The organism is Dietzia sp. CH92 (genome assembly GCF_032248695.1).
Classification (GTDB): Bacteria; Actinomycetota; Actinomycetes; order Mycobacteriales; family Mycobacteriaceae; genus Dietzia.
In genome coordinates, this window is record NZ_JAVHXC010000007.1 from 198,245 (window position 1) to 223,530 (window position 25,286).

At 72.4% G+C, this 25,286-nt stretch carries 23 protein-coding genes and 1 pseudogene; 19 read left to right on the top strand and 5 right to left on the bottom strand.

Annotated elements, in window-relative coordinates; translation table 11 throughout:
- The first annotated feature begins 237 nt into the window (after positions 1 to 237).
- Both RWK90_RS14885 and RWK90_RS14890 read left to right on the top strand, forming a co-directional pair.
- Positions 238 to 1,869 (top strand): ATP-binding cassette domain-containing protein, encoded by a 1,632-nt coding sequence (locus RWK90_RS14885; RefSeq protein WP_314038398.1) that lies wholly within the window; start codon positions 238 to 240, stop codon positions 1,867 to 1,869.
- A gap of 62 nt (positions 1,870 to 1,931) precedes the next feature.
- Positions 1,932 to 2,513 (top strand): dihydrofolate reductase family protein, encoded by a 582-nt coding sequence (locus RWK90_RS14890; protein ID WP_314038399.1) that lies wholly within the window; start codon positions 1,932 to 1,934, stop codon positions 2,511 to 2,513.
- Between the two features lie 115 nt (positions 2,514 to 2,628).
- Here the strand turns inward: RWK90_RS14890 and RWK90_RS14895 are convergent, their stop codons facing one another.
- Both RWK90_RS14895 and RWK90_RS14900 read right to left on the bottom strand, forming a co-directional pair.
- Positions 2,629 to 3,165, bottom strand: coding sequence for a ferritin (locus RWK90_RS14895; RefSeq protein ID WP_314038400.1), 537 nt, complete (start codon positions 3,163 to 3,165; stop codon positions 2,629 to 2,631).
- 165 nt (positions 3,166 to 3,330) lie between these two features.
- Positions 3,331 to 4,110: an SDR family oxidoreductase gene (locus tag RWK90_RS14900; RefSeq protein ID WP_314038401.1), complete on the bottom strand. Its 780-nt coding sequence runs from the start codon at positions 4,108 to 4,110 to the stop codon at positions 3,331 to 3,333.
- Between the two features lie 63 nt (positions 4,111 to 4,173).
- Between RWK90_RS14900 and RWK90_RS14905 the strand changes: the two genes are divergently transcribed.
- The 5 genes from RWK90_RS14905 to RWK90_RS14925 are packed head-to-tail and all read left to right on the top strand — an operon-like array spanning position 4,174 to position 9,139.
- Entirely contained in the window at positions 4,174 to 5,151 is a 978-nt protein-coding gene (locus tag RWK90_RS14905) for a glycosyl hydrolase (protein ID WP_314038402.1), read from the top strand.
- Positions 5,148 to 6,380 (top strand): SpoIIE family protein phosphatase, encoded by a 1,233-nt coding sequence (locus RWK90_RS14910; protein ID WP_314038403.1) that lies wholly within the window; start codon positions 5,148 to 5,150, stop codon positions 6,378 to 6,380. Before RWK90_RS14905 ends, RWK90_RS14910 begins: the two co-directional genes overlap by 4 nt.
- Complete coding sequence (locus RWK90_RS14915; protein WP_314038404.1) at positions 6,377 to 8,350, top strand: glycosyltransferase family 2 protein; 1,974 nt, start codon at positions 6,377 to 6,379, stop codon at positions 8,348 to 8,350. Before RWK90_RS14910 ends, RWK90_RS14915 begins: the two co-directional genes overlap by 4 nt.
- Entirely contained in the window at positions 8,347 to 8,679 is a 333-nt protein-coding gene (locus RWK90_RS14920; protein ID WP_314038405.1) for an STAS domain-containing protein, read from the top strand. The genes RWK90_RS14915 and RWK90_RS14920 overlap by 4 nt, the downstream gene beginning before the upstream one ends.
- A complete protein-coding gene (locus tag RWK90_RS14925; protein ID WP_314038406.1) occupies positions 8,672 to 9,139 on the top strand; it encodes an ATP-binding protein in 468 nt (155 codons plus the stop codon). Before RWK90_RS14920 ends, RWK90_RS14925 begins: the two co-directional genes overlap by 8 nt.
- A gap of 30 nt (positions 9,140 to 9,169) precedes the next feature.
- Here RWK90_RS14925 and RWK90_RS14930 read toward each other — a convergent pair whose 3' ends face one another.
- The gene (locus RWK90_RS14930) at positions 9,170 to 9,619 is read right to left on the bottom strand and encodes a limonene-1,2-epoxide hydrolase family protein (protein WP_314038407.1); all 450 of its coding nucleotides are present in this window, start codon (positions 9,617 to 9,619) and stop codon (positions 9,170 to 9,172) included.
- Positions 9,620 to 9,722: 103 nt separating this feature from the next.
- Here RWK90_RS14930 and RWK90_RS14935 point away from each other — a divergent pair, with 103 nt between their 5' ends.
- The 3 genes from RWK90_RS14935 (at position 9,723) to RWK90_RS14945 (ending at position 12,824) form a co-directional block, all read left to right on the top strand.
- Positions 9,723 to 10,655, top strand: coding sequence for an alpha/beta hydrolase (locus RWK90_RS14935; protein ID WP_314038408.1), 933 nt, complete (start codon positions 9,723 to 9,725; stop codon positions 10,653 to 10,655).
- Between the two features lie 77 nt (positions 10,656 to 10,732).
- Positions 10,733 to 12,043, top strand: a complete 1,311-nt coding sequence (gene mshA, locus RWK90_RS14940) for a D-inositol-3-phosphate glycosyltransferase (RefSeq protein ID WP_314038409.1) — start codon at positions 10,733 to 10,735, stop codon at positions 12,041 to 12,043.
- 253 nt (positions 12,044 to 12,296) lie between these two features.
- Positions 12,297 to 12,824: a YbjN domain-containing protein gene (locus RWK90_RS14945; RefSeq protein WP_314038410.1), complete on the top strand. Its 528-nt coding sequence runs from the start codon at positions 12,297 to 12,299 to the stop codon at positions 12,822 to 12,824.
- A gap of 109 nt (positions 12,825 to 12,933) precedes the next feature.
- Here the strand turns inward: RWK90_RS14945 and RWK90_RS14950 are convergent, their stop codons facing one another.
- Positions 12,934 to 14,652, bottom strand: coding sequence for a long-chain-fatty-acid--CoA ligase (locus RWK90_RS14950; RefSeq protein WP_314038411.1), 1,719 nt, complete (start codon positions 14,650 to 14,652; stop codon positions 12,934 to 12,936).
- Between the two features lie 41 nt (positions 14,653 to 14,693).
- On the opposite strand from RWK90_RS14950, the gene RWK90_RS14955 reads away from it, so the two are divergent.
- The 3 genes and pseudogenes from RWK90_RS14955 to RWK90_RS14965 all read left to right on the top strand — a co-directional run bounded on the left by RWK90_RS14955 (position 14,694) and on the right by RWK90_RS14965 (position 17,833).
- Positions 14,694 to 15,440 carry a phosphoglyceromutase gene (locus tag RWK90_RS14955; protein ID WP_314038412.1) on the top strand — a complete coding sequence of 249 codons (747 nt, stop codon included), beginning with the start codon at positions 14,694 to 14,696 and terminating at the stop codon, positions 15,438 to 15,440.
- A 260-nt stretch (positions 15,441 to 15,700) separates the two neighbouring features.
- A pseudogene (locus tag RWK90_RS14960) lies at positions 15,701 to 16,825 on the top strand (sensor histidine kinase); the annotation flags it as partial.
- A 318-nt stretch (positions 16,826 to 17,143) separates the two neighbouring features.
- Positions 17,144 to 17,833 (top strand): response regulator transcription factor, encoded by a 690-nt coding sequence (locus tag RWK90_RS14965; RefSeq protein WP_314038413.1) that lies wholly within the window; start codon positions 17,144 to 17,146, stop codon positions 17,831 to 17,833.
- 132 nt (positions 17,834 to 17,965) lie between these two features.
- Here RWK90_RS14965 and RWK90_RS14970 read toward each other — a convergent pair whose 3' ends face one another.
- Positions 17,966 to 18,814 (bottom strand): hypothetical protein, encoded by an 849-nt coding sequence (locus RWK90_RS14970; protein WP_314038414.1) that lies wholly within the window; start codon positions 18,812 to 18,814, stop codon positions 17,966 to 17,968.
- Between the two features lie 33 nt (positions 18,815 to 18,847).
- Between RWK90_RS14970 and RWK90_RS14975 the strand changes: the two genes are divergently transcribed.
- The 6 genes from RWK90_RS14975 (at position 18,848) to RWK90_RS15000 (ending at position 25,262) form a co-directional block, all read left to right on the top strand.
- The gene (locus tag RWK90_RS14975) at positions 18,848 to 19,795 is read left to right on the top strand and encodes a Ppx/GppA phosphatase family protein (protein WP_314038415.1); all 948 of its coding nucleotides are present in this window, start codon (positions 18,848 to 18,850) and stop codon (positions 19,793 to 19,795) included.
- A gap of 2 nt (positions 19,796 to 19,797) precedes the next feature.
- Positions 19,798 to 21,762, top strand: coding sequence for a hypothetical protein (locus tag RWK90_RS14980; protein ID WP_314038416.1), 1,965 nt, complete (start codon positions 19,798 to 19,800; stop codon positions 21,760 to 21,762).
- Between the two features lie 306 nt (positions 21,763 to 22,068).
- Complete coding sequence (gene proC, locus RWK90_RS14985; RefSeq protein ID WP_314038417.1) at positions 22,069 to 22,908, top strand: pyrroline-5-carboxylate reductase; 840 nt, start codon at positions 22,069 to 22,071, stop codon at positions 22,906 to 22,908.
- Between the two features lie 286 nt (positions 22,909 to 23,194).
- A complete protein-coding gene (locus tag RWK90_RS14990; RefSeq protein WP_314038418.1) occupies positions 23,195 to 23,416 on the top strand; it encodes a helix-turn-helix domain-containing protein in 222 nt (73 codons plus the stop codon).
- A gap of 205 nt (positions 23,417 to 23,621) precedes the next feature.
- Positions 23,622 to 23,723 carry a 30S ribosomal protein bS22 gene (locus tag RWK90_RS14995; RefSeq protein WP_003855542.1) on the top strand — a complete coding sequence of 34 codons (102 nt, stop codon included), beginning with the start codon at positions 23,622 to 23,624 and terminating at the stop codon, positions 23,721 to 23,723.
- Positions 23,724 to 24,011: 288 nt separating this feature from the next.
- Entirely contained in the window at positions 24,012 to 25,262 is a 1,251-nt protein-coding gene (locus RWK90_RS15000; RefSeq protein ID WP_314038419.1) for an NAD-dependent epimerase/dehydratase family protein, read from the top strand.
- Positions 25,263 to 25,286: the final 24 nt, after the last annotated feature.

A 25,286-nucleotide genomic window follows, 5' to 3' on the forward strand; every position in this document is an offset into this window, starting at 1 on the left:
CGCCATAGCTGCGTCCAAAACGGTCCCCCGGAAACCTCAGCTCGGCGTCGCACGGCCATTGCCACCGCCGCGCGCCGGGCGTAGGCTCCTGAGCCGTACGTCGGCAGCTGCACGGCGCGGCCGCGGGGAGACCCGCCGCCGTGAGGGGCACGGCCGAGAGCCCGAGACGAGGAGACCCGAGGACAGTGCTCGACCCCAGGTGAGACCCGGCCCATCCGCCACCTCCCTGGAGCACGCATGTCATCCCTCGTCCTGTCGGACGTCGCGTACGCGTTTCCCGACGACACCCCACTCTTCGACGGCCTCGACCTGACTCTCGGGCCGGGCCTGACCTCGCTCGTCGGCCGCAACGGCGCGGGCAAGAGCACACTGCTGCGTCTCGTCGCCGGCGAGCTGCGCCCGTCGCGCGGGTCGATCAGCGTCGACAGCGAACCCGCCCGGCCGCCTGCCGTCGCCTACCTGCCGCAGTTGCTCGCCGACGCGCCGCCCCGGCGCACCCTCGCCGACGAGCTCGGCATCGGCGGCACGCTCGCGGCCCTGGCCCGGATCGAGGCGGGAGAGGGCGACGACGACGACTTCACCCGCATCGGCGACGACTGGTCGATCGCCGAGCGCACGACCGGGCTGCTCGCCCAGCTGGGCCTGCCGACGGACCTCGACCGACCCGTGCTCGCGCTGTCCGGCGGGGAGAGAACCCTGGCGGCGGTGGCGGGTCGGCTCCTCGGCCGGCCCCGGGTCCTGCTGCTGGACGAGCCGACCAACAACCTCGACGGTCGCGCGAGGGAGCGGTTGTTCGCGGCGCTCGACGCGTTCACCGGCGGTGGGGACCGCGTCGCGCTGATGGTCAGCCACGACCTCGAGCTGCTGGACCGCGTCGGGACCACGGTGGAACTCCGCGACGGCACGTGCCGCGTATTCGGTGGGACGTACACGCACTACCGGCAGGTGATCGACGCCGAGCAGGCGGCCGCGCGACAGTCCCTGACCGCGGCCCGCAACGACCTGCGCGCCGAGAAGCGTGACAAGGCGGACGCGCAGATCGTGCTGGCCCGACGTGAGCGCTACGGCCGGAAGATGGAGGCGACCAAGCGGGAGCCGAAGATCGTGATGGGGATGCGCAAGCGTCAGGCTCAGGAGTCGGCGGCGCGCTACCGGGCCACGCACGAGAAGGGCGTGGAGCAGGCGCGCGAGCGGATGCGTCGGGCCGACTCGGCGGTCCGCCGCGAGGAGCTGCTGCGGGTCGACCTGCCGGACCCGGGACTGCCGACGGGGCGGGTGGTCCTGGACGCGGACGATCCCGTCGCCGGGCGGATCCAGCTCGTCGGCCCGGCCCGCGTGCGGCTCGCCGGGCCGAACGGCAGCGGCAAGACGACCCTGCTGCGGCGGCTGTTCGGGCCGGGCGGCGGGGGCTCGCCGGGACTGGGACGTGCATCAGTCGCGGGGGCGCCGGATCGGGGCGACGACGACGAGGTCGTCCATGTCCCGTGGGCCCTGCTACCGCAGGATCTGCAGGTGGGGCGTCCGGAGTGGTCGGTCGTCGACGCGATCCGGGCGGTACGCCCGGACTCCGATCCGGCGGAGGTCCACGCGCACGCGGCACGGATGCTGTTCGTCGGCGACGCGGGGTTCCGCGGACTCGGGGACCTGTCGGGCGGCGAGCGTCTCCGGGCGGCGCTGGCTGCGGCGCTGTTCGCCCGGCCGGTCCCGCAGTTGCTGGTCCTCGACGAGCCGACCAACAACCTGGACCTCGACGGGGTGCGGGTCCTCGCTGACGCCCTCGCGCGGTGGCGGGGTGCTCTGCTGCTGGTCAGCCACGACGACGGCTTCTGCGCGCGGGTGGGGGTGGACGACGTGATCCGGCTGCCGTGACGCGGACCCCCGGGCTGCGCGGCCCCGCGCAGACCCCACCCGACTCCACGAGGAGACCACCCATGCGAAAGCTCATCTACTACGTCGCCGTCACCGTCGACGGCTTCATCGCCGGACCCGAGGGCGAGACCGACTTCCTGCTTGCCGAGGGAGACCACATGACACGGCTGATCGAGCGCTACCCGGAGACGGTCCCGGGTCACCTACGTGCCGCGTTCGGCCTGGAGGACACCCCGCCACGCGAGTTCGACACGGTCCTCATGGGACGTGCGACCCATCAGGTGGGGGTGGACCTGGGCGTGACCAGCGGCTACCCGCATCTGCGCCAGTACGTGTTCACGCATCGGCCGCAGGATCTGCCCGCCGAGGACGGGTTGACGATCTGCGACGAGGACCCGGTCGCCCTTGTCCGCCGACTCAAGGCGGAGGACTCGCCGCTGGACATCTGGCTGTGCGGCGGCGGGGTGCTGGCCGGTCAGCTTCTCGACGAGATCGACGAGTTCCGGCTCAAGGTCAGCCCTGTTCTGCTCGGCGGCGGGATCCCCCTGGTCGCCGCCGCGGGCCCCGCCCCGCTCCTGCTCACCCAGCGGAGGCGCAGCGATTTCGGGAGCGGGGTGAGCTACGTGGAGTACATCCGCGGCTGAGCCCGCCGCGCCCGCGCCAGCTGAGCCCGCCGCGCCCGCGCCGGCTAAGCCCGCCGCGCCCGCGCCAGCAGCCCCCGCCTCCTCCCGGTGGCGGGGGCCGCTGGTCGCGCGGAGGTCAGACCGCGCCGCCGGCCACCGACGGCGGGGTGCCGGTGTTGGTGGAGGAGTCGGTCTCGCGGGCGAGGTACTCCTCGATGCGGAACCAGTCGTCGGCCGCGCGCTCGGCGATCGTGACGAGGGTGCTCATGTTGGCGACCTCCTCGACCTGCTCGCGCAGGAACCACAGCATGAACTGCTCGCCGAGCGGATCCGACTCGGCGCGGGCGGCCTGGAACATGGCCTCGATCTGCCGGGTGACCTGCTTCTCCTGCTCGAGTGCGAGGCGCAGCGCGCCGATGGGGCCGGTGAAGTCGGCCTGTGGGGCGGGGACGGCGGGGATCGTGACGGGGATGTCGCGGTCGAGCATGTACTGGACCATCATCATCGCGTGGTTCCGCTCGCCGAGGCTGTGGGAGTAGAAGCGCGCGGCGAGCTGCGGCAGGTCCTGCGCGTCGGCCCACACGGCGATCGCGATGTACTGCTGGCTCGCGGCGAACTCGTGACCCACCTGGGCGGAGAGGAGGTCGACGAACGAGTTCTTGTTCCTGGCCATGGTGATGGCGCCTTTCGCTGGGGGACGGCCTCGACGGCTGTCGAGATCCGGGCGGGGCATGTGGCGCCCCGAGGAGTCCGACAGTAGGCGCGATTCCAGCGTTTTTCCAGGTCAGTGAGGCTAACCGAACTCTGTGATGGGCAGCCTTCCCTGTGTTTCCGGGGCTCAGTTCCGGTGCGCTCGCATGGCCGAGTGCTGATCCCGCGGCTTCACCACGATCTGGTCCAGATTGACGTGCGAGGGCCTGCTTGCGACGAAGCCGACGATCTCCGCCACATCGTCCGCGACCATCGGGGTCAGCCCACGGTAGACAGCGGCCGCCTTGTCGTCGTCCCCGTCGAACCGCACGCGCGAGAACTCGGTCTCGACCATGCCGGGCGCGATCTCGGTGAACCGCACCGGCTGCCCCAGATGCTCACCGCGCAGGGTGCGGTGCAGCACGGCCTGGGCGTGCTTGGCGGAGGTGTAGCCGGAGCCGTTGTCGTACGACTCCAACGCGGCGATCGAGGTGATGGTGATGACGAGTCCGTCGCCGGTGGAGACCAGCACCGGCATGAGCCCCCGCACCATGCGCAGCGTGCCGAGGACGTTGGTCTCCCACATCCAGCGCCACTGGTCCTCGTCGGCGTCCATCACGCTGGTCGTCCCCTTGGCGCCGCCGGCGTTGTTGACGAGGACGTTCAGCCGGGGGATGGCCGCGCAGAACGCCTCGCACGAGGCGGCGTCGGTGACGTCCAGCGGCATGGCGGTACCGTCGATCTCCGTGGCCAGGGCCTCCAGCCGCTCGACCCGCCGGGCGCCGATCACCACGTGGAACCCCAGCCGCGCCAGCTCGCGGGCGCTCGCCTCACCGATCCCGGAGGAGGCCCCCGTCACCACCGCGACGCGGGTGTCGGAGGGCAGGGCGGACAGGCGGTCGCGGGCGTCGGAGTGCTCGGTGCTCATGGCACCGACACTAGTGGGCCGTTCCGACCACGCGCACGCTCGCCAGACGGGATGCTGGACCGGATGCGCGTGATGACGGTGATGCTCGGTGCGGTACTGGCACTGTCCGTGTGCGCCGCGTGCGGACAGGGAAGGGAGTGCGACGTGGCCGAGGCGCCGCTGACCACGGCGGGCGACGTGTGCCCGCGGTTCGGCGTGAGCACGCCCGGAGGCCCCGACGCCACTGTCGAACACCGCGCGGTCGTCGGCACGGTGGGGCGGCCCCCGGAGGTCGAGATGTGGTTCGTCGACTTCGCCTCCCCACCTCCGATCGGCGCCCTCGAGACGGTGCGCGCCCGCGGCGCCGAACCCGTCGTCACCTGGGAGCCCTGGCGTGCGCTCGGGCCGGACCGCTACGACCGTGACGCGTTCCCCATGGAGCAGATCGCCGCCGGCGTGCACGACGACCACCTCTACAGGTGGGCGGACGAACTGCGGGACTGGGGCGGCACCGTGTACCTGCGGTTCGCCCACGAACCGAACGGGGACTGGTACCCGTGGAGTCCCGCGGGTGGGACGTCGCCGGAGACCTACGTGGCGGCGTGGCGGCACGTGCACGAGTTGTTCCGGGTCAAGGCGGCGCACAACGTCAAGTGGGTGTGGACGGTCAACGTGCCGCACCCCGGGAGCAGTCCGATCGGGCCGCTCTTCCCCGGCGCCGGATACGTGGACGTCGTCGGAGTCGACGGATACAACTGGGGGACCACCCGGGAGTGGAGCCGCTGGCAGTCGCCGGTGGAACTGTTCGACCGGACACTGGAGGAGGTGGGCCGCATCGCACCGGGACTCCCCGTGGCCGTCACCGAGGTGGCCAGCGCCGAGGCCGGCGGGTCCAAGGCGCAGTGGATCGGGGATCTGGTCGACTACCTTGACTCCCGTGAGGAGGTGTCGGCGTTCGTCTGGTTCGACCACCTCAAGGAGACCGACTGGCGCCTGGCCAGTTCCCCTGCGTCCGCGACCGCGGCCGCGGACGCGATGAGTAGAGAGCACAGGGCGCGATGACCGGCCACCCGTGGAGTATCCCCGCCGATGTGGAGGCCCGGCGGGCCCGGGACGTCGACAGGCTCGGTCTCCTCGACACCGTCCCCGAGGACCGCTTCGACCAGGTGACCCGCATGGCCCGGCGGGTGCTGGGTGTGCCGGCCGCGTCCCTGTCACTCATGGACGAGGGTCGGCAGTGGATGAAGGCCATCGAGGGGCTCGACCTGACAGAGGTGCCGCGAGAGAAGACCGTGTGCCGCACCACCATCGCGCGCGCCTACCGACGCCCCGATGACCCCGCGCTGGTCATCCCGGACGCGGCGGCCGACCCCGAGTTCGCGGAGATCCCCGGCATCGGCGGTGAGGGTGGGATCCGCTTCTACGCCGGATACCCGCTGTACGGGCCCTCGGGACACCCCGTGGGGACGTTCTGCCTCTACGACTTCGAGCCGCGGCACCTCGACGAGGACGAGTTCGAGACGTTCGTCGAGCTCGCCGAGTGGGCGCAGCGCGAACTGGAGCGCACCGACGAGATTGATAAGGCCGCCGAGATCCAGCGACGGATGCTGCCCCGCCCCCTCGAGGGCCCCGAGGGGTACCGGGTCTCCGCCGTCTGCCTGCCCGCCTTCACCGTGGGAGGGGACTTCTACGACCACTTCCTCCTGGGCGACACGCTCGGGCTCACCGTCGCCGACGTGATGGGCAAGGGGCTCGGCGCGGCGATCGTCGCCTCGGCCGTCCGGGCCTCCGTCCGCGGGTCCGCGCGCTACCTGCTCGAGGCCCGGACGGAGGCGGGGATCCCGGACACGAGCGAGGTCGTGAGGATGGCCGCCGCCCACCTCGAGCAGGACTTCGAGCACACCGAGACGTTCGTCACCACCCTGGTGGCGACCATCGACCTGGGGACCGGGCGGATCAACTACGTCGACGCCGGCCACGGCCTGGCGATGATCCGCCGCGCCGACGGGCGGGTGGACTCCCTCACCGGCGGTGGGCCCCCGATCGGGATCCTGCCCGGGACGGAGTGGGAATCGGCCACCGAGGAGCTGCACCCCGGTGACATGCTGGTCATCTGCTCGGACGGGCTTCTGGACCTGCTCGACGAGGTCAGCGACCGCACCGCGCTGCGACACTTCGTCGCGGCGCACGAGTGCCCGTCCGCCCTCACCGAGGCCGCCCACGCACTGGCGGCGGGGCTGCCCCCGCTCGACGACGTCACCGTGGTGGCCGTCCGCCGGGAGGACGCGTGACCGCCGTGACCCCGGCGCCACCGGTGCCGCGCAGGGAGTACCCGTCGCCGTACCTGCGCCTGCTCATCGTGCTCACGGTCATCGTCGGGATGAACTACATCGTGTGGCGGTGGCTGTTCTCGATCAACTGGGACGCCTGGTGGATCGCCGTGCCGCTGGTCCTCGCCGAGACGTACAGTCTGATCGACTCGCTGTTGTTCGCTTTCACGATGTGGCGACTTCGTCGTCGTCCCCCTCCGCCCCCGGCGCCGGACGGACTGACCGTCGACGTCTTCATCACCACCTACAACGAACCGATCGACCTGGTCCTCCGCACCGCCGAGGCCGCGCAGCGCATCCGGTACCCGCACCGGACGTGGATCCTCGACGACGGCGCCCGCACCGAGCTCGCCGACGCCGCCCGCGAACGCGGGATCGACTACCTCACCCGTGCCGCCAGCTGGGCGGGCAAGCCCCGCCACGCCAAGGCCGGCAACCTCATCAACGCGTTGCTGCACACCGACGGCGAGTTCCTCCTCATCCTCGACGCCGACCAGGTGCCCGAGCCCGAGATCCTCGACCGCACGCTCGGCTACTTCTCCGACGAGGGCATGGCGTTGGTCCAGACCCCGCAGTACTTCGTCAACGTCCCCGACTCCGACCCGCTCGGCAGCCAGGCTCCCCTGTTCTACGGGCCCATCCAGCAGGGCAAGGACGGGTGGAACTCCGCGTTCTTCTGCGGCTCCAACGCCGTCCTGCGGCGCGAGGCGCTCATGCAACTGGGCATCACCGGGTACGTCACCGCGGTCGAGGACGGGGTCGCGCGCGCCCTGCGGACCGCCGACCGGGTGGTGCGGCGCGCCCAGCGGTCGGTGCCGGCCGGGCAGCCCGAGGTGGCCGCCGCGCTGGGGTCCGTGCGGCGGGCCGTGCGGGCCGCCCGCGCCGACCTGCGCGCGGGGCGGCCGCTGGCCGAGGTCACCTACCGGTTCCAGCAGGAGGTCGACGCCGCGGCCCGCACGGTCGTCGACGCCGACCTCGGCGCCATCCGGGCCGACCTGGACGCGATCGCCGCCCTCGACGAGCACGCGTCCGAGACGGTGATCCTCGACGAGGCGGTGCTCGACGACCTGGCCGACCGCGAGTGGTCGCCGCTGGGCGCGATCGAGTCGGTGCGGGCCCTCATCAGCGCCGTCGACGTGGACCGGGCCGACGAGGCCGAGCCCACGCAGGCGTTGGCGACCATCTCGGTGACCGAGGACATGGCCACGGCGATGCGCCTGCACGCCGCCGGCTGGCGGACGGCCTACCACCACGAGGTGCTCGCCTACGGACTCGCGCCCGAGGATCCCAAGACCATGCTCACCCAGCGACTGCGGTGGGCGCAGGGCACCATCCAGGTGATGTTGCGGGAGAACCCGCTGGTCCAGAAGGGTCTGACCCTGGCGCAGCGGCTCATGTACTGGTCCACCATGTGGAGTTATCTCTCGGGGTTCGCCGCGCTGGTGTACTTCGCCGCGCCGGTGATCTATCTGGTGTTCGGCGTGCTGCCGGTGCAGGCCTGGAGTGTGGACTTCTTCGCCCGCCTCATCCCGTTCCTCATCCTCAGCCAGCTGTTGTTCTTCGTGGTGGGCCGCGGCACCCCCACCTGGCGGGGGCAGCAGTACAGTCTGGCGCTCTTCCCCGTGTGGATTGCGGCAGTGTGGACGGCGGTGCGCAACGTGTGGTTCGGCAGGCCGCTGGACTTCGCGGTGACGCCCAAGACCCGCCAGGGGGAGGACTCCGTCCCGTGGTACCTCTTCCGCCCACAGCTGGCGGTCATGGCGCTCCTCGTGGTGGCCGCCGTGATCGGCGTCGTGCGGCTGTACTTCGGCGCCATCTCGGTGCTGGGAGTGGTGGCCAATCTGGTGTGGGTGGTGTTCGATCTGTTCATCCTCTCGGTGGTCGTGCAGGCCGCGCGCTATCGGGGGCCGCGACGTGAAGGAGAAGAATGACCGCCTTTGACACCCGACTGATCGGCGAGACCGTGGTCGTGCAGCCGACCGGCCGGTTGAACATGGTCGCCGCGCCCCGACTGCGCGAGCAGCTGCGCGGACTCGTGGACGGCGGCGCGCGGCGACTCGTGGTGGATCTGGCGGAGACCGAGTTCATCGACTCGTCGGGCCTGGGCGCGCTGATCAGCGGGCTCAAGGCCGCCCGTCAGGCCGGTGGTGATCTGCGCATCGCCGCGCCCACCGAGCAGGTCCGCCGCGTCCTGAAGCTCACCAAACTGGACAAGGTCCTCACCGCGTACGGCTCCGCCGAGGACGCCTTCGATGGCTGACGGGGCGCGGTGGGAGCTGTCCGCCACCACGGACGAGGGCACCCTCGACCGGATCCTCGACCTGGTGGGGGAGATGAGCGCGGCCGAGGACGTCGACGAGGACACCCGCATGCGGTTCGAGGTGGCGGTGGCGGAGATCGCCGCGAACGTCATCGAGCACGCCGGTGACGGCGGACCGGTCGGACTGCGCTTCGAGCTCACGGCCACCCCGCAGCGGCTGGAGGCGCGGTTCAGCGACGACGGCACCCCGGCGCGGGTGAACCTGCGGGGCGTGGAGATGCCGGACGTGTTCGCCGACCGGGGTCGCGGCCTGGCGATCGCGCTGGCCGCGCTCGACGAGCTCGACTATCGCCGCAAGCACGGCAACAACATGTGGCACCTCGTGTGTTACCGCGGGGACGAGGGCGGCGGCGACGGAGCCGACGGGGAGAGTCGCCGCGGCGGCGACGACGAGGTCTAGCGGCCCCGAGGTCGACGACGACGACGAGGTCTAGCGGCCCCGGCCGGTGATCATCCCGACGAGCCCGCGCACCGCGCCCCTGGCCATGTCGGCCTTGGAGAAGTAGTCCTGCCAGCCGCACACCCGGCCATCGCGGACCTCGAGGCGCCCGCACACCCAGAACCCCACCCGCAGCGGGCCGACGCCCAGGTAGTCGGTGCGTTCGGTGAGCACCACGACGGGGGCCTGCGGGTCGGTGGGGTCCGCGGGGGCCGACACGGCGAGGTGGTGGATGTCCACGCCGAAGTCGATGCTCCGGTCCATGGCGGACAGTGCGCCCACGACCGCGCGCTTGCCGCGCATGGTCGGCAGGCCGACGTTGGCCCACCAGACGTCGTCGGTGAGCAGGTCCGCGGCGGTAGCGGTCGAGCCCGACACGAGGGCGTCGAAGAAGGTCCGGACGACCACGTCCGGGTCGGTCGCGGTGCTGGTGACTGCCATCTCCCCACGGTAACCGCCGGGGGCGGCGCGCGGGTCCTGTATCGAGCCGCCGGTTGCGCTGCATTCAAGGCCCGCGCTGCCCGCGGCTGGCACGATGAGCCGTATGAGCTCCGACGCGACCCCCGCCACCACCGACGCACTCTCCGGCCAGCCCGCCCACGGCCAACCCGCCCCGGGCAGGGCCTACGCCACGGACCGGCCCGGCGCCGCGCAGTCGGTCGCCTCGGCCGTGTCCTCCGACGGCACGACCATCGCCTATCGCGTGCTCGGGGACCCGGCCGCGCGGCCGCTCGTGCTGATCCACGGCTGGGCGCAGTCCAGTTCGAGCTGGGGCGCCGACCTGCTGGGGGAGCTGGCGCAGCGGTTCCGGGTGGTGGCGGTCGATCTGCGCGGGCACGGTCACTCCGACGTCCCGGGCGGGGGCTATGACTCGCCGCAGCAGTGGGCGGATGACGTCGAGGCGGTCCTGGACGCCGAGGGCATCGGCGACGGCGCGGGGGCGGTCCTGCTCGGCTGGTCGTACGGTGGGGTCGTCGTGTCGGACTACCTGGCCGCCCGCGGGGAGGGCCGCGTGGCCGGGATCGTCCTGTGCGGGGCCGTCACCTCGCTGTCACGCTCGGCGGGTGGCGCGATCGGCCCCGCGATGAAGGAGGTCACCTCGGGCGGGGCGTTCGACGAGAAGCCCGCCCGCGCACTGGAGGCGTTCACCGGTTTCGGCAGGGCGATGATGGTCAACGGCGCCGGCGCGGACGGGCAGCGGATCCTCGGGCTGTCGCTGTCCACACCGCCGGCGGTCCGGCAGGCGCTGCTCACCCGCCGGGTGGACAATGACGAGGCCCTCCGGGCCCTGACCGTCCCCGCCCTGGTCATCCACGGCGCCCACGACGGGGTCGTGCTGCCCTCGGCGGGGCGGGCCAACGCGGAGATGATCCCCGGCGGCCGCTATGTGGAGTTCGCCGAGTCGGCCCACGCCCCGTTCCTGGAGGAGACGCCGCGGTTCCTCGCCGAACTCGACGCCTTCGCCGCCGGCCTCTGAGCAGACCCCGGCGGACCCCACCCGCAGGTCACCCGGCCGACGTGCACGCCCGCGCGGGCGGGGGCACAATCGGACGGGTGACCGTCTCCGAGCTCGACCGCGGCGTCGCGCATCCGTTGCCCCGACGCATCGCCGTGTTGTCCTTCCACACCTCGCCGCTGGCCCAGCCGGGCACCGGGGACGCGGGTGGACTCAATGTGTACGTGCTGCAGACCGCTCGCCGGTTGGCCCGCCGTGGTGTGGAGGTCGAGATCTTCACCCGGGCCACGCATTCGTCGCAGCCGCCCGTGGAGGAGGCCGGCGACGGTGTCCTGGTCCGCAACATCGTCGCGGGGCCGTTCGAGGGTCTGCGCAAGGAGGACCTGCCCACGCAGCTGTGCCCGTTCGTCGCCGGGGTGATGCGCGCCGAGGCCGGTCACGCGCCGGGCCACTACGACCTCATCCACTCGCACTACTGGCTCTCGGGCCAGGCCGGACTGGTTGCGTCCGAGCACTGGGGTGTGCCGCTGGTGCACACCGCGCACACGTTGGCGGAGGTGAAGAACGCCGTGCTCGCCGCCGGCGACACCCCCGAGCCCGAGTCGCGCCGCATCGGTGAGCAGCAGATAGTGGACGCCGCGCACCGCCTGGTCGTCAACACCGTCGGGGAACGTGACGAACTCGTGCGTTTCTACGACGCGGACCCGGCGGACATCGACGTCGTCTCGCCCGGCGCGGATCTCGAGCAGTACACGCCCGGTACGCAGCGGGGGACCGAGCGGGCCCGCCGCGCGCTGGGCCTGGCGCAGCGTACCGAGGTCATCGCGTTCGTCGGCCGGATCCAGCCGCTCAAGGCCCCTGATGTCATCGTGCGTGCGCTCGCGGAGATCGTCCGCACGCAGCCGCATCGTGACGTGCGGTTGCTCGTGGTGGGCGGGCCGAGCGGCACCGGGTTGGACCGGCCGCAGTCACTGGTCGAGCTGGCCGAGGAGCTGGGGGTGGCCGACCGGGTGAGTTTCCTCGCGCCGCGGCCGCCGTCCGAGTTGGTGGACGTGTACCGCGCCGCGGACGTCGTGGCGGTGCCGTCGTACTCGGAGTCGTTCGGGCTCGTCGCGCTCGAGGCGCAGGCGTGCGGGACGCCCGTGGTCGCCGCTGCGGTGGGCGGGCTGCCGACGGCGGTCGCTAACGGCCGGACCGGGCTCACCGTGGACGGGCACGATCCGCGCCGGTGGGCGGGTGTGTTGTCGGGTTTGTTGGACGACGACGAGCTGCGCCTGTCGATGTCGCGGGCCGCCCCGGTCCACGCCTCCGGGTTCAGCTGGGATTCGACGGCGGACGGGTTGCTGGCGTCGTATGCCGGCACGATGGCCGCCTACCGGGCCCGGCGTGCGGAGGCCGCGGCGTCCTGACCGGGCGTCGTCCCGCCGCGCCCGCCGCGGCGGCCGTCGTCTTTCCGCAGCCGCTCGTCTCGATGGCGTCTCGCCCCGACCGATGCGCAGGCCGGACGCCATGCCGAGGAGCGTCGGCCGCCAGCGGCGGCGCCGGCCCCGGTCGCGGCGTGTGGGCGGGCCCCATCCGCCGCTGTGCGGGCATCGAATCCCCGGTGGGCGTCGTTCGAGTAGACAGAAGGGCGAACCGCCCCACCGCCGAAGGAGTCACATCATGAGCGACGAGACCCGCGAGCCCGACTTCGACCAGCCCACCGTGGAGCGGATCCGCGCGTTCCTCGTGGAGCGCGAGATCGAGTCCACGCTGGCCGACGGCCACACCTTCGTCGTGCAACTGCCGGGGGAGAAGCGCCTCAAGACCGCCTGCCATCTCACGGTGAACAAGGAGAGCGTGCGCGTCGAGGCGTTCGTGTGCCGCAATCCGGACGAGGACTTCGAGAAGGTCTACAAGTACCTGCTGCGCCGCAATCGGCGGCTGTACCAGGTGGCGTACACGCTGGACAACAACGGCGACATCTACCTCGTGGGCCGGCTGCCTCTGGTCGCGGTGACCGAGGAGGAGCTCGACCGCGTACTGGGTCAGGTGCTCGAGGCGGCCGATCACGACTTCAACATCATCCTCGAGACGGGCTTCCACACCTCGATCCGCCGGGAGTGGGAGTGGCGGGTCTCGCGCGGTGAGCCGCTGCGCAACCTCGAGGCCTTCCGGCACCTCACCGAGGACCTGCCCCAGCCGGAGTAGGCGCCGGTCGACTCCCGCCGCACCCGCCGCGCTGCCGCACCCGCCGCCGTGGAGTCGCTGCGCGCAGCGCTTTCCCAGCCGCGTTAGGCGAAGTCCCCGACAGAGTGACTCAACGCGACTGGGCGAGCTGTTCGGCGACCTTCTTGCGCAGGACCTTGCCCATCGGGTTGCGGGCCAGGTCGTCGACCTCGATGAACTCGCGCGGCACCTTGTACCCGGCCAGGGATGCCCGGCAGTGTGCGCGGACCGCGTCGACGTCGAGCGTCGCGCCGGGCTCCGTGACCACGGCGGCGACGACCTTCTCGCCCCCGTCGCCGGCGGGCCGACCCACCACGGCGCAGTCCGCCACGCCCGGCCCGGTACGCAGAACCGCCTCGACCTCGGACGGGTAGACGTTGAACCCGCCGGTGACGATCATCTCCTTGATGCGGTCGACCACGCGGAGGAAGCCGTCGGGGTCCTGCACCACGATGTCGCCGGTGCGCAGCCAGCCGTCGTGGAAGGTCGCGGCGGTGGCCTCGGGGTTGTTCCAGTACCCGGCGAACACCTGCGGCCCCTTGACCAGCAGTTCACCGGGTTCGCCGGCGGGGACGTCGCGGGCGGGGTCGTCCTGGTCGGCGATCCGGATGTCGGTGTCGGGGAAGGGCACGCCGATCGCGCCGGCCCGCCTGGCCGTCGACATGGGGTTGCCCACGATGATGGGGGAGGTCTCGGTCATCCCGTAGCCCTCCACCAGCAGGCCTCCGGTGGCGGACTCCCACTTCTCGATGAGGTCGGCGGGCAGGCTCATCGCGCCGGAGAACGAGAACCGCACGCCCTGCAGGGAGATCTTGCGCGTGGCGGCCTCCTCGAGGATGCGGGTGTAGATCGGCGGGACGGCGGGGATGAAGGTCGGCGGGTTCTTGGCGAAGATCGGCATGACGAGGTCCATGTCGGGGGTCGGCACGAGTTGCAGCCGGGCGCCCTGGGAGATGCCGAACACCACGCACATCGTGACCCCGTAGGCGTGGAACATGGGCAGGGAGGCCAGGAAGCGTTCGCGGCCGGGCTCGAGGTCGGGGACCCACGCGCGTCCCATCGTGCCGTTGGCGACGAGGTTGGCGTGGGTGAGCGTCGCGCCCTTGGGGGTTCCGGTGGTGCCGGAGGTGTAGAGGATGAGGGCGGGGTCCGAGGCCGCGGGCCGCGGGTGGGAGAAGTCGAGTTCGGGGCCGGTCTCGAGGTCGGCCCAGTCGAGGGTGCCCGGGGCGGGTCGGCTGAGCTTGGCTCGGGAGGCGCGCAACGCGGGCACGGGTAGGTGTCGCAGGGCGAGTCGCTTGGCGGTGGGGAAGGCGTCGAGGAGGTCGACGGCGAGGACGTGCTCGATCCGGGTGCCGGGGCGGTCCGCGAGGTCGCGGACGATGTCGGCGACGACGTTCCACGTCACGACGACCTTCGCTTCGTGGTCGGTGAAGGGCCCTTCGAGTTCGTCGGCGGTGTATAGGGGGTTGTGCTCCACGACGATCGCGCCGATGCGCAGGGCCGCGTAGAAGACGGCGACGCCCTGCGGGCAGTTGGGCAGGAGCACGGCGACGCGGTCGCCGGGCCGGACGCCGAGGCGGCGCAGGCCCTCGGCGGCGCGACGGACGCGGCTGGCGAGGTCCGAGTAGCTGGTGAGGCGGCCGAAGAACTCGGTGGCGGGCCGGTCGGCGTGGGCGGTGACGGCCGAGTCGAACTGGTCGACGAGGGTGGTGGTGCCGTAGTCGAGGTCGTGCGTGGTGCCGGGGGTGTAGTGCACGGTCCACGGCCGGTCGGGGTGGTCGGGGGTGTCGGCTCCGGCGTGTGTGGTCATGTCTGCACCGTAGTCCTCGGGCGGCAGGTCATAATGAGCGTATGGCTTACGGAACACTCGTCCTCCTGCGTCACGGGCAGTCCCAGTGGAACGCGTCCAACCAGTTCACGGGCTGGGTCGACGTCGACCTCACCGATCTGGGACGAGAGGAGGCGGTCCGCGGTGGCACGCTCCTCGCGGAGGCGGGGATCCTGCCCGACGTGCTGTACACCTCGCTGCTGCGGCGTGCGATCACCACGGCGAACATCGCGCTGGACGCGTGCGATCGTCACTGGGTGCCGGTCATCCGGCACTGGAAGCTCAACGAGCGCCACTACGGCAAGCTGCAGGGGCTGAACAAGGCGGAGATCAAGGAGGAGTTCGGCGACGAGCAGTTTATGCTGTGGCGCCGCAGCTACGACACGCCGCCGCCGGCGATCGACGCGGACAACCAGTACTCGCAGACGTCCGACGTGCGTTACGCCGACCTGCCGGAGGTGCCGCTGACCGAGTGCCTCAAGGACGTGGTGGACCGGTTCATCCCGTACTACGCGGCGGAGATCGCCCCCAAGCTCGCGGAGGGCAAGACGGTCATGGTGGCCGCGCACGGTAACTCGCTGCGCGCGCTGGTCAAGCACCTCGACGGCATCTCGGACGAGGATATCGCGGAGCTGAACATCCCGACCGGCATCCCGCTGGTGTACCGGTTCGACGAGGCCGGGCTGGTCGCCAACCCGGGCGGGACGTACCTGGACCCGGAGGCCGCCGCCGCCGGTGCGGCCGCGGTCGCCAACCAGGGCGGTAAGTGACCGACCCGGTCTGAGGCGTCGGCCGACTCCGGCTTCGGGGTCGGCGCCTCCGCCCCCCGGACCACGACGATCGTCGGCTGTGCCCCCGGGACCACGACGGACCGTCGGCTCCGCTCCTCGGCCCGGCTGCGCCCCTCGGCCGGGTGTAGATGAAGGCCCGGTGAACACGCCGTGAACCCCCGTCCACCTGCGGACTTCCCGCCGGTGGACGGGGGTTCGTCGATTCGGGCGGCGGGACGGGGCACCGTAGGATCGGAGCCGTGCAGGTCAGTCTGGGGATCTTCCTCGCGATCGTCGCCGGGGTCATCGGCTTCATCGTGGGCGGCTTCGTCGTTCCGCTGATCAACCGGCGCAACGAGCGTCGCCGCGCCGAGCAGGCGGGGCCGAGCCGGTTGGAGGTGCTGCAGGGCGTCTACCTGCAGGCGCCCTACGCGCTGGCCGTAGTGGACCGCCACCAGGACGTGGTGCTCTACAACCGTCGCGCAGCGGACCTCGGCATCGTCGACGATCGGCTGCTCGTGGATCCCGTGTGGTCGGCCGCCCAGCGCACGTTCCTCACCGGGGAGCCCTCGCCGTTCGACCTGCCCGCCAAGATCCTCACCGGCCGCCGGCGGATCCCCTCGGTGAGCGGGCGCAGCGAGATCCTCGGCGAGTACGGCGAGCAGTTCGTGGTGGTGTTCGCCGACGACGATTCCGAGCAGCGCCGCATGGAGGCCGCGCGCCGGGACTTCGTCGCCAACGTCTCCCACGAGCTCAAGACCCCGGTGGGCGCGATGGCGGTGCTCGCCGAGGCGCTGCTGGAGTCCAAGGACGACCCGGACTCCGTGGAGTACTTCGGTGGGCGCGTGGTCGGCGAGGCCCAGCGGCTGGGCAAGATGGTCTCCGAGCTCATCGAGCTGTCCCGGCTGCAGGGGGCGGAGCGGATCCGCGACCCCGAGCCGGTGGACGTGGACGACGTGGTGGACGAGGCCCTGCGCCGATCCGCGTCGACGGCGGAGGCCGCCGGGATCGAACTCATCACCGACGCCCCGTCCGGGCTCGAGGTGAAGGGCGACCGGACACTGCTCGTCACCGCGTTGACGAATCTCGTCTCCAACGCGATCAACTACTCGCCCGAGCGCACGCCCGTGTCGATCACGAGGGGCATCGACGGCGACACCGTGATGCTGCGGGTCACCGACCGCGGCATCGGTATCGCGCCCGAGCACCAGACCCGCGTCTTCGAGCGGTTTTTCCGTGTGGACAAGGCCCGCTCGCGGGCGACCGGCGGGACGGGCCTCGGTCTGGCGATCGTCAAGCACGTCGCCCAGAACCACAACGGCGCCGTGGGACTGTGGAGCCGGCCCGGCACGGGATCGACCTTCACCCTCGAACTGCCGGCTCACGTGGAACCGGGGATCGACGAACCGGGCCCCGTCGCGGAGTCCGCGGCGAAGGGCGACACGGCCAGGAAGCCGGAGTCCGCGGCGAAGGGCGACACGGCCAGGAAGCCGGAGTCCGCGGCGAAGGGCGACACCGCCAGGAAGCCGGAAACCGTCCGGACGCCGGAACCGGACGCGAGAACCCGNCGCCAGGAAGCCGGAAACCGTCCGGACGCCGGAACCGGACGCGAGAACCCGGACCACGCTGATCGACCAGACCGACCAGACCGACCGGGCCGACCAGGCCACAGAGAACATCGCTCAAGGAGAGGACCAGGTGCCGTGACCAGGGTGCTGATCGTGGAGGACGAGGATTCGTTGGCGGATCCGCTCGCGTTCCTGCTCCGCAAGGAGGGGTTCGAGGTCGGCGTGGCGGGGGACGGTCCCACCGCGCTGGAGAGCTTCGAGTCCGAGGGCGCGGACATCGTGCTGCTCGACCTGATGCTGCCCGGCATGTCCGGCACGGACGTGTGTAAGCGTCTGCGGATGACCTCGAGCGTGCCGGTGATCATGGTGACCGCGCGCGACAGCGAGATCGACAAGGTCGTGGGCCTGGAGTTGGGCGCCGACGACTACGTGACCAAGCCCTACTCGGCCCGCGAACTCATCGCCCGCATCCGGGCGGTCCTGCGGCGCGGGGCGGAGGCCGAGGCCGAGCCGGTCGAGGAGATCGGCGTCCTCGAGTCCGGCCCGGTGCGGATGGACATCGACCGGCACACGGTGCTGGTCCGGGGTGAGCCCGTCACGCTGCCCCTCAAGGAGTTCGACCTGCTCGAGTACCTGCTGCGGAACTCGGGCCGCGTCCTCACGCGGGGTCAGCTGATCGACCGCGTGTGGGGTTCGGACTACGTGGGCGACACCAAGACCCTCGACGTCCACGTCAAGCGGCTGCGGTCGAAGATCGAGACCGACCCGGGCAAGCCCGTGCACCTGGTGACCGTCCGCGGGCTGGGCTACAAGTTCGAGCCCTGAGCCGACCCACCCACGATCCGCTACCCTCCGTCCGGATCCGCTCCCCGCCCAGGGGTAGCGGATCCGGAGCCGGGGTAGCGGATTTCTGCGTTGCGCCCCGTCAGGCCGCGCAGGCCCCGGCGCGGGCTCCCGTCAGGCCTCGCCGGCGGCCCGCTCGGTCGCCGGGTGGACGGCCACGATCCCCAGCTGCCGCCGCCGCCCGCACGCCGCGGCCAGCACCTCGTAGACCTCGGCGCCGAGCAACTCGACCAGCTCGTCGCGCAGGGAGACGTACACGGGCTCGGTACCGACGTGCGCCTCGGGCGAGCCGGTGCAGTACCAGTCCAGGTCGAGTCCTCCGGGGCCCCAGCCACGGCGGTCGTACTCGCCGACGCGGGTGTGGAGGATCTCCACCTCGTCGGCGCGGGTCTCGTGCTCCTGCGTGAGCCGTATCGGCAGCTGCCAACACACGTCGGGCTTGGACTCGGGAAGGCTCTTCCCCGTCCGCGCGGCCAGGTGGTGCAGGGCGCAGCCCGACCCGGTCGGCCATCCGACGTCGTTGAAGAACACGCACCGCCCGCCCAGGCGTCGGGTCCGGAGAGCGGGCTCCATCTCGCCGTCGTCCCCGGTCAGTTCGTCCTCCTCGAGCCACGACTCGAGGGCGGCTCCCTCCCGGGACGCCGCGCGCTCGGCGGCCTCGCGGTGCTGCCACTCCTCGGGCCGGAGCAGCGCGACGTTGGCCCGCAGGCGTCGGCGGTCGGAGTCGTCGGCGAGGAACGCCCCGTGGGTGCAGCAGCCGGAGTCGGGCTGGTCGGCCTCGATGCCGTGGCAGGCGGGCGTGCCGAAGACACACGTCCACGAGGACAGCAGCCAGGTCATGTCGGCGGAGATGAGGTGGCGGTCGTCCGCGGGGTCGGGGAAGGTGTACCACTCGCGGGGGAAGTCCAGCGGCACCTCGGGCAGAGGGGTGCCCGGGGTCGAGGGGCGGTCGGTGGCGGTCACAACCTGCGACCGTAGACCGTTTAGGGTGGGCGTGTGAGATTAGGTGTCCTGGACGTGGGCAGTAACACGGTCCACTTCGTGGTGGTCGACGCCCACCGTGGTGGCCACCCCACCCCGATGAACGATTCCAAGACGCGGTTGCGGCTCATCGAGTACCTGGACGCGGACAACAACATCTCCAAGACCGGCATCGCGCGGCTCGTGGACGCGGTGAACGAGGCGGCGGAGCTCGCGCGGGCGACCAAGTGCCGTGAGGTCATGGCGCTGGCCACGTCCGCGGTGCGTGACGCGGCGAACTCGGACGAGGTGTTGGAGAAGGTCACGCGGGAGACCGGCATCGAGCTGCGCGTGCTGTCCGGGGAGGACGAGGCGCGGATGACGTTCCTCGCCGCTCGCCGCTGGTACGGCTGGTCCGCGGGCCGGATCGTTAACCTCGACATCGGCGGTGGGTCGCTGGAGATGACGTCCGGCGAGGACGAGTTGCCGGAGCAGGCGTTCAGTCTGCAGCTGGGTGCGGGCCGGTTGACGCACGACTGGTTCAAGACCGATCCGCCGGAGCGTAAGCGCATCAACCAGCTGCGCGACTACATCGATGCCGAGCTGGACGGCCCGGCGCGGGCGATCCGCGCGGCGGGGGAGCCGGACCTGGCGTGCGCGACCTCCAAGACGTTCCGGACGTTGGCCCGGTTGACGGGGGCGGCGCCCTCGTCGGAGGGGCCGCGGGTGGAGCGGATCCTCACGGCGGCGGGTCTGCGGCAGGTGATCGCGTTCATCTCCCGCATGACGGCCGCGGACAGGGCAGAGTTGGAGGGCATCAGCGCGGATCGTTCGCATCAGGTGGTGGCGGGAGCGTTGGTGGCGGAGGCGTCCATGCGTGCGTTGGGCTTGGAAAGTGTGAAAATCTGTCCGTGGGCCCTGCGAGAGGGGCTGATCCTGCAGCGTCTCGACCGGGACGTGGGCGGCGACGGGAAGGGGAGCTGACGATGGCCGAGGATTCTGAAGGCCAGCAGATCACCGTGGCGGAGCTGCTCAAGCGCATGGGCGCAGAGCAGCAGGCCGCGCCGGGCGGGCGTCGACGTCGCCGTGCCGAGGAGGGGGGCGTCAGCGTCTCCGAGCTCACCGGCGAGATCCCGCGCATCACCGACGACACGGTGCTGAGCAGCAGGGCCGCGCGCCGTCGGGCGCGTGAGGCGGAGGAGGCCGCCGAGGCCACCGGCGGCGCGGGTGCCGCCGGTGACGCCCAGGGTGGTGACGCCGCCGGTACTGCAGCGGCCGGCGCCGGTGGCGCTGACAAGGGCGGTGCGGACGCTGGTGCGCGATCGGCGGGCCCTGCCGCGAAGGACGGGGGGAAGACCCCGGGGTCGACGACGACGACGAGTCCCGCCGCACCGCGCCCGACGCAGTCCGCGACGACCCCGCCGGCCTCGCAGCAGCCCACCACTCGGATCCCGGCCGCGCCGCAGTCGCCGGGGCCGGCCGCGCCGCCGCCGGTGTCGTCGTCGATGCCCGGCGCCCCGACCCCGCCGCCTGGCCGGCCGTCGGCACCGTCCGCGGAGTCGGGTGACGCCGAGGGGCCGCAGAAGAAGGGCCTGCGCGGGCTGTTCGGCCGTAAGCGTAAGGACCAGGAGCAGTCCGGGCTCGACGCTCCGGCGGGGCGCCCGGTCTCGGGGGATCAGCCCACCGTTCCCGCGGCGGGACCGCTCGCCGGCTCCGCTCCCGGAGGCACTGTCGGCGATGCCGGCGTGACGGCGGTCGGGGCCGCGGGTGCGGGCCCTGCCGCGAACCGGTCCGCCGACACGGACACGGCCACCACGCCGCAGCCCGCCGTCCCCGCCGCGGGGGCCGCCGCGGCTGCGGCCGGCACGTCCGCCGCCGGCAAGTCCGCGGCCGAGAAGCCCGCGGCCGGCAAGCCCGCGGCCAGTGAGTCCGCGCCCGGTAAGCCCGGGGCCGAGAAGCCCACCTCCGAGAAGACCGCGGCCAGCGAATCCACGCCCGGCAAGCCCGAGGCCGAGAAGCCCACCGCCGACAAGTCGGCGGCCGGCAAGCCCACCGCCGGCAAGCCCGCTGCCGACAAGTCCGCGCCCTCCAGCCCCTGGACCGGCGTGATCCCGGGCTCCACCTCGCCCGCGGCCGGGAAGTCCGCCACCGGGACCCCGGCAACCCCGGCCGCCCCGGCTGCCTCCGCGGGCAGCGCCGCCGAGGCCCCGGCCGGCAAGCCCGCAGGCACCGCGCCCAGCAAGGCAACAGACGCTGCGCCCGGCGCGGCGGGCACCGCCGCAGCTACTGCGGGCGGCGCTGCCGCCGGCGCGGCGGCCCCCACGTCGGCGACCGCTCCGGAGCAGACCCCCCAGTGGGGCGTGCCGTCGGGCAGCGGCTCGACCGCCCACCGCGCCCCCGAGGCCCCCGCCGAGCAGACCGACGACTCCGCCCCGGCCGACTCGGACAAGCGCGAGGGCGTCCTCGGCGCGGCGACCGCGGCGGCCGCCGGGGGAGCGGGCGTGGCCGGCATGACCGCGGCCGCCGTGGGCGCGGGCACGGCCGGCGCCCGGCCCGGAACGGGAGAGCAGCCCGGCGCGCAGTCGACCGCAGGGGCGACGACCCCGGCCGGTGCTGACGAGCGCGCCACCGACCACCCGGACGGACGCCGCGACGGCGAGTACGCCCCGGGCGGAGCCGACGTGGAACGGTCGTCGGCCTCGCAGTGGCTGATCCTCGTCGCGCAGGTGCTGGCCTCGGCCGTCGCCGGCGCCGCCCTGTTCATCGGGTTCCAGCTGCTGTGGAACAACCTCACCTGGGTGGCGTTCGCGCTGGCTATCGTCGTGATCGTCGGGCTCGTCGCCATGGTCCGCGTGCTGCGCCGGTCGAACGACACGGTGAGCATCGCGCTGGCGGTGATCGTCGGCCTCGGCGTGACCTGCGGCCCGCTGCTGCTGAGGCTGGTCACCTAGACGCCTCCGCCCGGACGCCCGCCTGACTCCGCCCGCACCTGAACGAGGTGCGGGCGGAGTCGTCTGTGCCGGGGCTCCCTCGCGGAACCCCCGCTATGCCCACCTCCGGACTCCGCGCCGCCTATCCGATGACGCGCCACCCTCGGGGGCCCATAGGCGTAGGCGAATCCGATGGGCGGCGTGCGGCGGGTGCGGGCGCCGGCGAGGGGGACGGGTGCGGGCGCCGGCGCGGGTGCGGGGGCGGCCCGGCACGAGCGGGGCGGCGGCGCGGGGAGAGGCGCCGCCGGGTGTGGCACTGTTGTGCGCATGACGAGAATCGCAGTGGTCGGAGGCGGGCGCATCGGTGAGGCCCTCATCGCGGGACTCCGCGAGTCGGGGACCGAACCGTCGGACATCGTGGTGATCGAGGCCGTGCAGGCCCGCGCCGACGAACTGGCCAAGAAGTACAACATCCTCGCGACCAGCCTCGACATCGGCTGCGAGGGCGCCGACGTGATCGTGGTGGCCGTCAAACCGCAGGACGTGCCCGCGGTGGTCGACCGGATCGGCGACGCGATCTCCGACAGCGTCCACGAGTCGATCGTCGTCTCCCTGGCGGCGGGCGTCCCCACGCAGGTGCTGGAGAACAAGCTCAGCGCCGGCTCGCCCGTCCTGCGGGTCATGCCCAACACGGCGATGCTCGTGGGGCACGGCGTCTCCGCGGTCTGCAAGGGCCGCTATGCGCGCGACGAGCACCTCGAGCAGGTCGTAACGATCATGGAGAGCGTGGGCCTCGTCGTCGTCGTCACCGAGGCCCAGATGGACGCCGTGACCGCGATCTCCGGATCCGGCCCCGCCTACTTCTTCCTCCTCGCCGAGGCGCTGGTCGACGCCGGCGTCGAGCGCGGCCTGCCGCGCGACGTGGCGCTCACCCTCGCCACCGGTACGGCCCTCGGCGCGGGCGCCATGCTCACCGGCGGCGGCGAGGGCCCCGCCGAGCTGCGCTACAACGTCAGCTCGCCGGGCGGCACCACCGCGGCGGCGATCCGCAGGCTCGAGGCCAACGGACTGCGCGAGGCCGTGGCGGACGCGGTGGAGGCGGCGGCGTCCCGATCGCAGTCGCTGGCGCAGGCGGCCACCTCCGACGACGACGACGAGAACAGCTGACCCCGCGCGGCCCCGCCCGTCGCCGGATGCGACGGAACGGGCCGCGCGTGCGCCTACCGAACCGACCCGCCGGGCAGAGATCTCTGCCGCCCGGCGGGTCGCGCTTTTAACACAACCCCAGCTCAGAACGGGTGAAGGCCGGTCGCGGCGGCGTGTCGCAGAAGTTAATCCCCCACTCCCGTCGCATTGATCACACCATTCACGCTAGGCTCATACCCAGCACGTGCGTGTCCGTACCGCAGGAGGGGAAGCCTGCGGCACGACGCGTGCCACGAAGGGTTGTGAGATGGCGACTACCGACAAGACCGATGGCGGCTCGCAGGCGGCGGGGGGTTCCCAGTTCCTCACCGTTGCCGAGGTCGCCGCGCTGATGCGCGTGTCGAAGATGACGGTCTACCGACTCGTCCACTCGGGCGAGCTCCCCGCGGTGCGGGTGGGTCGGTCGTTCCGCGTGCACTCCAAGGCCGTGCACGAGTACCTCGACACCTCGTACTTCTCCGCGGGCTGACCCGCGCGGTCCCCGGGCCCACGGCCGGACCGGGGCACGTCCGGGCCCGTGCCCCGGTTTTTCCGGGGCGGGGCGGGAAGGTAGTCTGGACGGGTTCCGTCCCGGCTCCCGAGCCCCGATCGGACGCCGGAGCGAAGTAAGGCCCGTGGCAGTACGGCCCGTGACAAGGCCCCAGACCAGTAGTCGACAGGTAGGTGACCCCGATATGGGTTCTGTGATCAAGAAGCGCCGCAAGCGGATGTCCAAGAAGAAGCACCGCAAGATGCTCCGCCGGACCCGCGTGCAGCGTCGCAAGCTCGGTAAGTGAGTCACGCGGCGCCGCGATAGCGCCCGGACTCACGCCTGTAGCGGATGCCCGTCACCAGCAGTGGTGGCGGGCATCGGTGTATTTGCAGCGGGCCCGGCCGGCGCGCTGGGCCTGCAGTCGCGTGCAGCCGACCGCGGCGCCCGCAGCCGCTCCTCTCCCTGGCGTCTCGCCCGCCCCGCAGTGAGCGCGAGACGCCAGGTTGGCGTGCGGCTGTGGTCGGGGGCGGCGACGGAGGCGGCGTGAGGAGTGCGCACATGGGGGCGCGGGGCCGCGGCTAGACTCGGCCGGGTGAACACCGAAGCGCCAGCCAGTCGACCGGCTCGCGCCGTCGCCGTGGTCGGCGGCAGCCGGTACCTCGGCGCGCACCTGGTGGGCATGCTCCTGCGTAACGACTCGGTCGAGCGCGTGATGGCGATCGACTCGGTCAAGCCCTCGCCGCAGCACCGCAGGCGCATGCGTGACGCCGAGTTCGTGCGTCTCGACCCCCAGTCACCGCGCCTGCAGGGCATCCTGCGCGACGCGGACATCGACACGGTCGTCCACGCGGGCCTGCACCACACGGACTTCGCTCCCGGCGGCCGGGCGGCCGTCAAGGAGTCCAACATCATGGGGTCGATGCACGTGATCGCCGCGTGCCGGCGGGCCGCGTCGGTGAAGCGGTTCGTGCTCATCTCCTCGACGTCCGTCTACGGCTCCTCAGGTGTCGACCCGGCCATGTTCACCGAGGACATGGCCGCGCGCCGCCACGCCAGCGGCGGGATCCCGCTCGATCACCTCTCGGTGGAGGGCTACGTGCGGGGCATGTCCCGCAAGCGCCCGGACATCGACGTGACCATCCTGCGCATCCCCGCGATCCTCGGCCTGCCCGAGCCGACGGTGGTGGGGGAGTTGCTGCTGCCGTCGGTCGCGCCGGTCCTGGCCGGGTACGACCCGCGCATCCAGCTGCTGCACCCGCAGGACGCGCTCGACGCGCTGCTGCACGCCACCCTGGGCGCCACGCCCGGCACGTACAACGTCGCCGGGGACGGGGTGCTCACCCTGACCCAGGCGATCCGACGCGCCGGGCACATCCCGCTGCCGGTGATGCCGGCGACGTTCAAGCTCGCCGCGCGGCTGCTGTCGAGTCAGGGGCTGCGGGACATCGGCCCCTCGCAGCTGCGCTTCCTGCGGTACGGCCGGTCCATGGACACCACCCGGATGCGCACCGTGTTCGGCTTCACGCCGCGCTACACCACCGAGGAGGCGCTGCAGGCGTACCTCGTGGACTCGGGTGCCGAGCCGCTGGTCACCCGGGACGCGGTCCAACGCAAGGTCGCGCGGGTCGCCGCGCTGCTGCCGGGGCCGGTGGCCGAGCGCCTGCGGGCGGGCGTGGACACGACCCTCGACGAGCTCGAGGCGCTCGGCGCCCTCGCGGAGCCGGGCGACGGAGTCCCCGCGGCGCCGCACCGCGGTGAGCCCGCCGCGCCGCAGCCCGCCGCGCCGCAGCGCGGCGGTGCCGACCGCAGCGAATCCGACCGCATCGAGGAGGAGGCGCCGTGAAGGGCCCGGAATTCGACCTGAGCC

What these genes read in the sequence shown, in the direction of transcription:
- RWK90_RS14885 (WP_314038398.1), top strand. Translation starts at nt 238, where the DNA reads ATGTCATCCCTCGTCCTGTCGGACGTCGCGTACGCGTTTCCCGACGAC.
- RWK90_RS14890 (WP_314038399.1), top strand. Translation starts at nt 1,932, where the DNA reads ATGCGAAAGCTCATCTACTACGTCGCCGTCACCGTCGACGGCTTCATC.
- RWK90_RS14895 (WP_314038400.1), bottom strand. Translation starts at nt 3,165, where the DNA reads ATGGCCAGGAACAAGAACTCGTTCGTCGACCTCCTCTCCGCCCAGGTG.
- RWK90_RS14900 (WP_314038401.1), bottom strand. Translation starts at nt 4,110, where the DNA reads ATGAGCACCGAGCACTCCGACGCCCGCGACCGCCTGTCCGCCCTGCCC.
- RWK90_RS14905 (WP_314038402.1), top strand. Translation starts at nt 4,174, where the DNA reads ATGCGCGTGATGACGGTGATGCTCGGTGCGGTACTGGCACTGTCCGTG.
- RWK90_RS14910 (WP_314038403.1), top strand. Translation starts at nt 5,148, where the DNA reads ATGACCGGCCACCCGTGGAGTATCCCCGCCGATGTGGAGGCCCGGCGG.
- RWK90_RS14920 (WP_314038405.1), top strand. Translation starts at nt 8,347, where the DNA reads ATGACCGCCTTTGACACCCGACTGATCGGCGAGACCGTGGTCGTGCAG.
- RWK90_RS14925 (WP_314038406.1), top strand. Translation starts at nt 8,672, where the DNA reads ATGGCTGACGGGGCGCGGTGGGAGCTGTCCGCCACCACGGACGAGGGC.
- RWK90_RS14930 (WP_314038407.1), bottom strand. Translation starts at nt 9,619, where the DNA reads ATGGCAGTCACCAGCACCGCGACCGACCCGGACGTGGTCGTCCGGACC.
- RWK90_RS14935 (WP_314038408.1), top strand. Translation starts at nt 9,723, where the DNA reads ATGAGCTCCGACGCGACCCCCGCCACCACCGACGCACTCTCCGGCCAG.
- RWK90_RS14945 (WP_314038410.1), top strand. Translation starts at nt 12,297, where the DNA reads ATGAGCGACGAGACCCGCGAGCCCGACTTCGACCAGCCCACCGTGGAG.
- RWK90_RS14950 (WP_314038411.1), bottom strand. Translation starts at nt 14,652, where the DNA reads ATGACCACACACGCCGGAGCCGACACCCCCGACCACCCCGACCGGCCG.
- RWK90_RS14955 (WP_314038412.1), top strand. Translation starts at nt 14,694, where the DNA reads ATGGCTTACGGAACACTCGTCCTCCTGCGTCACGGGCAGTCCCAGTGG.
- RWK90_RS14980 (WP_314038416.1), top strand. Translation starts at nt 19,798, where the DNA reads ATGGCCGAGGATTCTGAAGGCCAGCAGATCACCGTGGCGGAGCTGCTC.
- proC (WP_314038417.1), top strand. Translation starts at nt 22,069, where the DNA reads ATGACGAGAATCGCAGTGGTCGGAGGCGGGCGCATCGGTGAGGCCCTC.
- RWK90_RS14990 (WP_314038418.1), top strand. Translation starts at nt 23,195, where the DNA reads ATGGCGACTACCGACAAGACCGATGGCGGCTCGCAGGCGGCGGGGGGT.
- RWK90_RS14995 (WP_003855542.1), top strand. Translation starts at nt 23,622, where the DNA reads ATGGGTTCTGTGATCAAGAAGCGCCGCAAGCGGATGTCCAAGAAGAAG.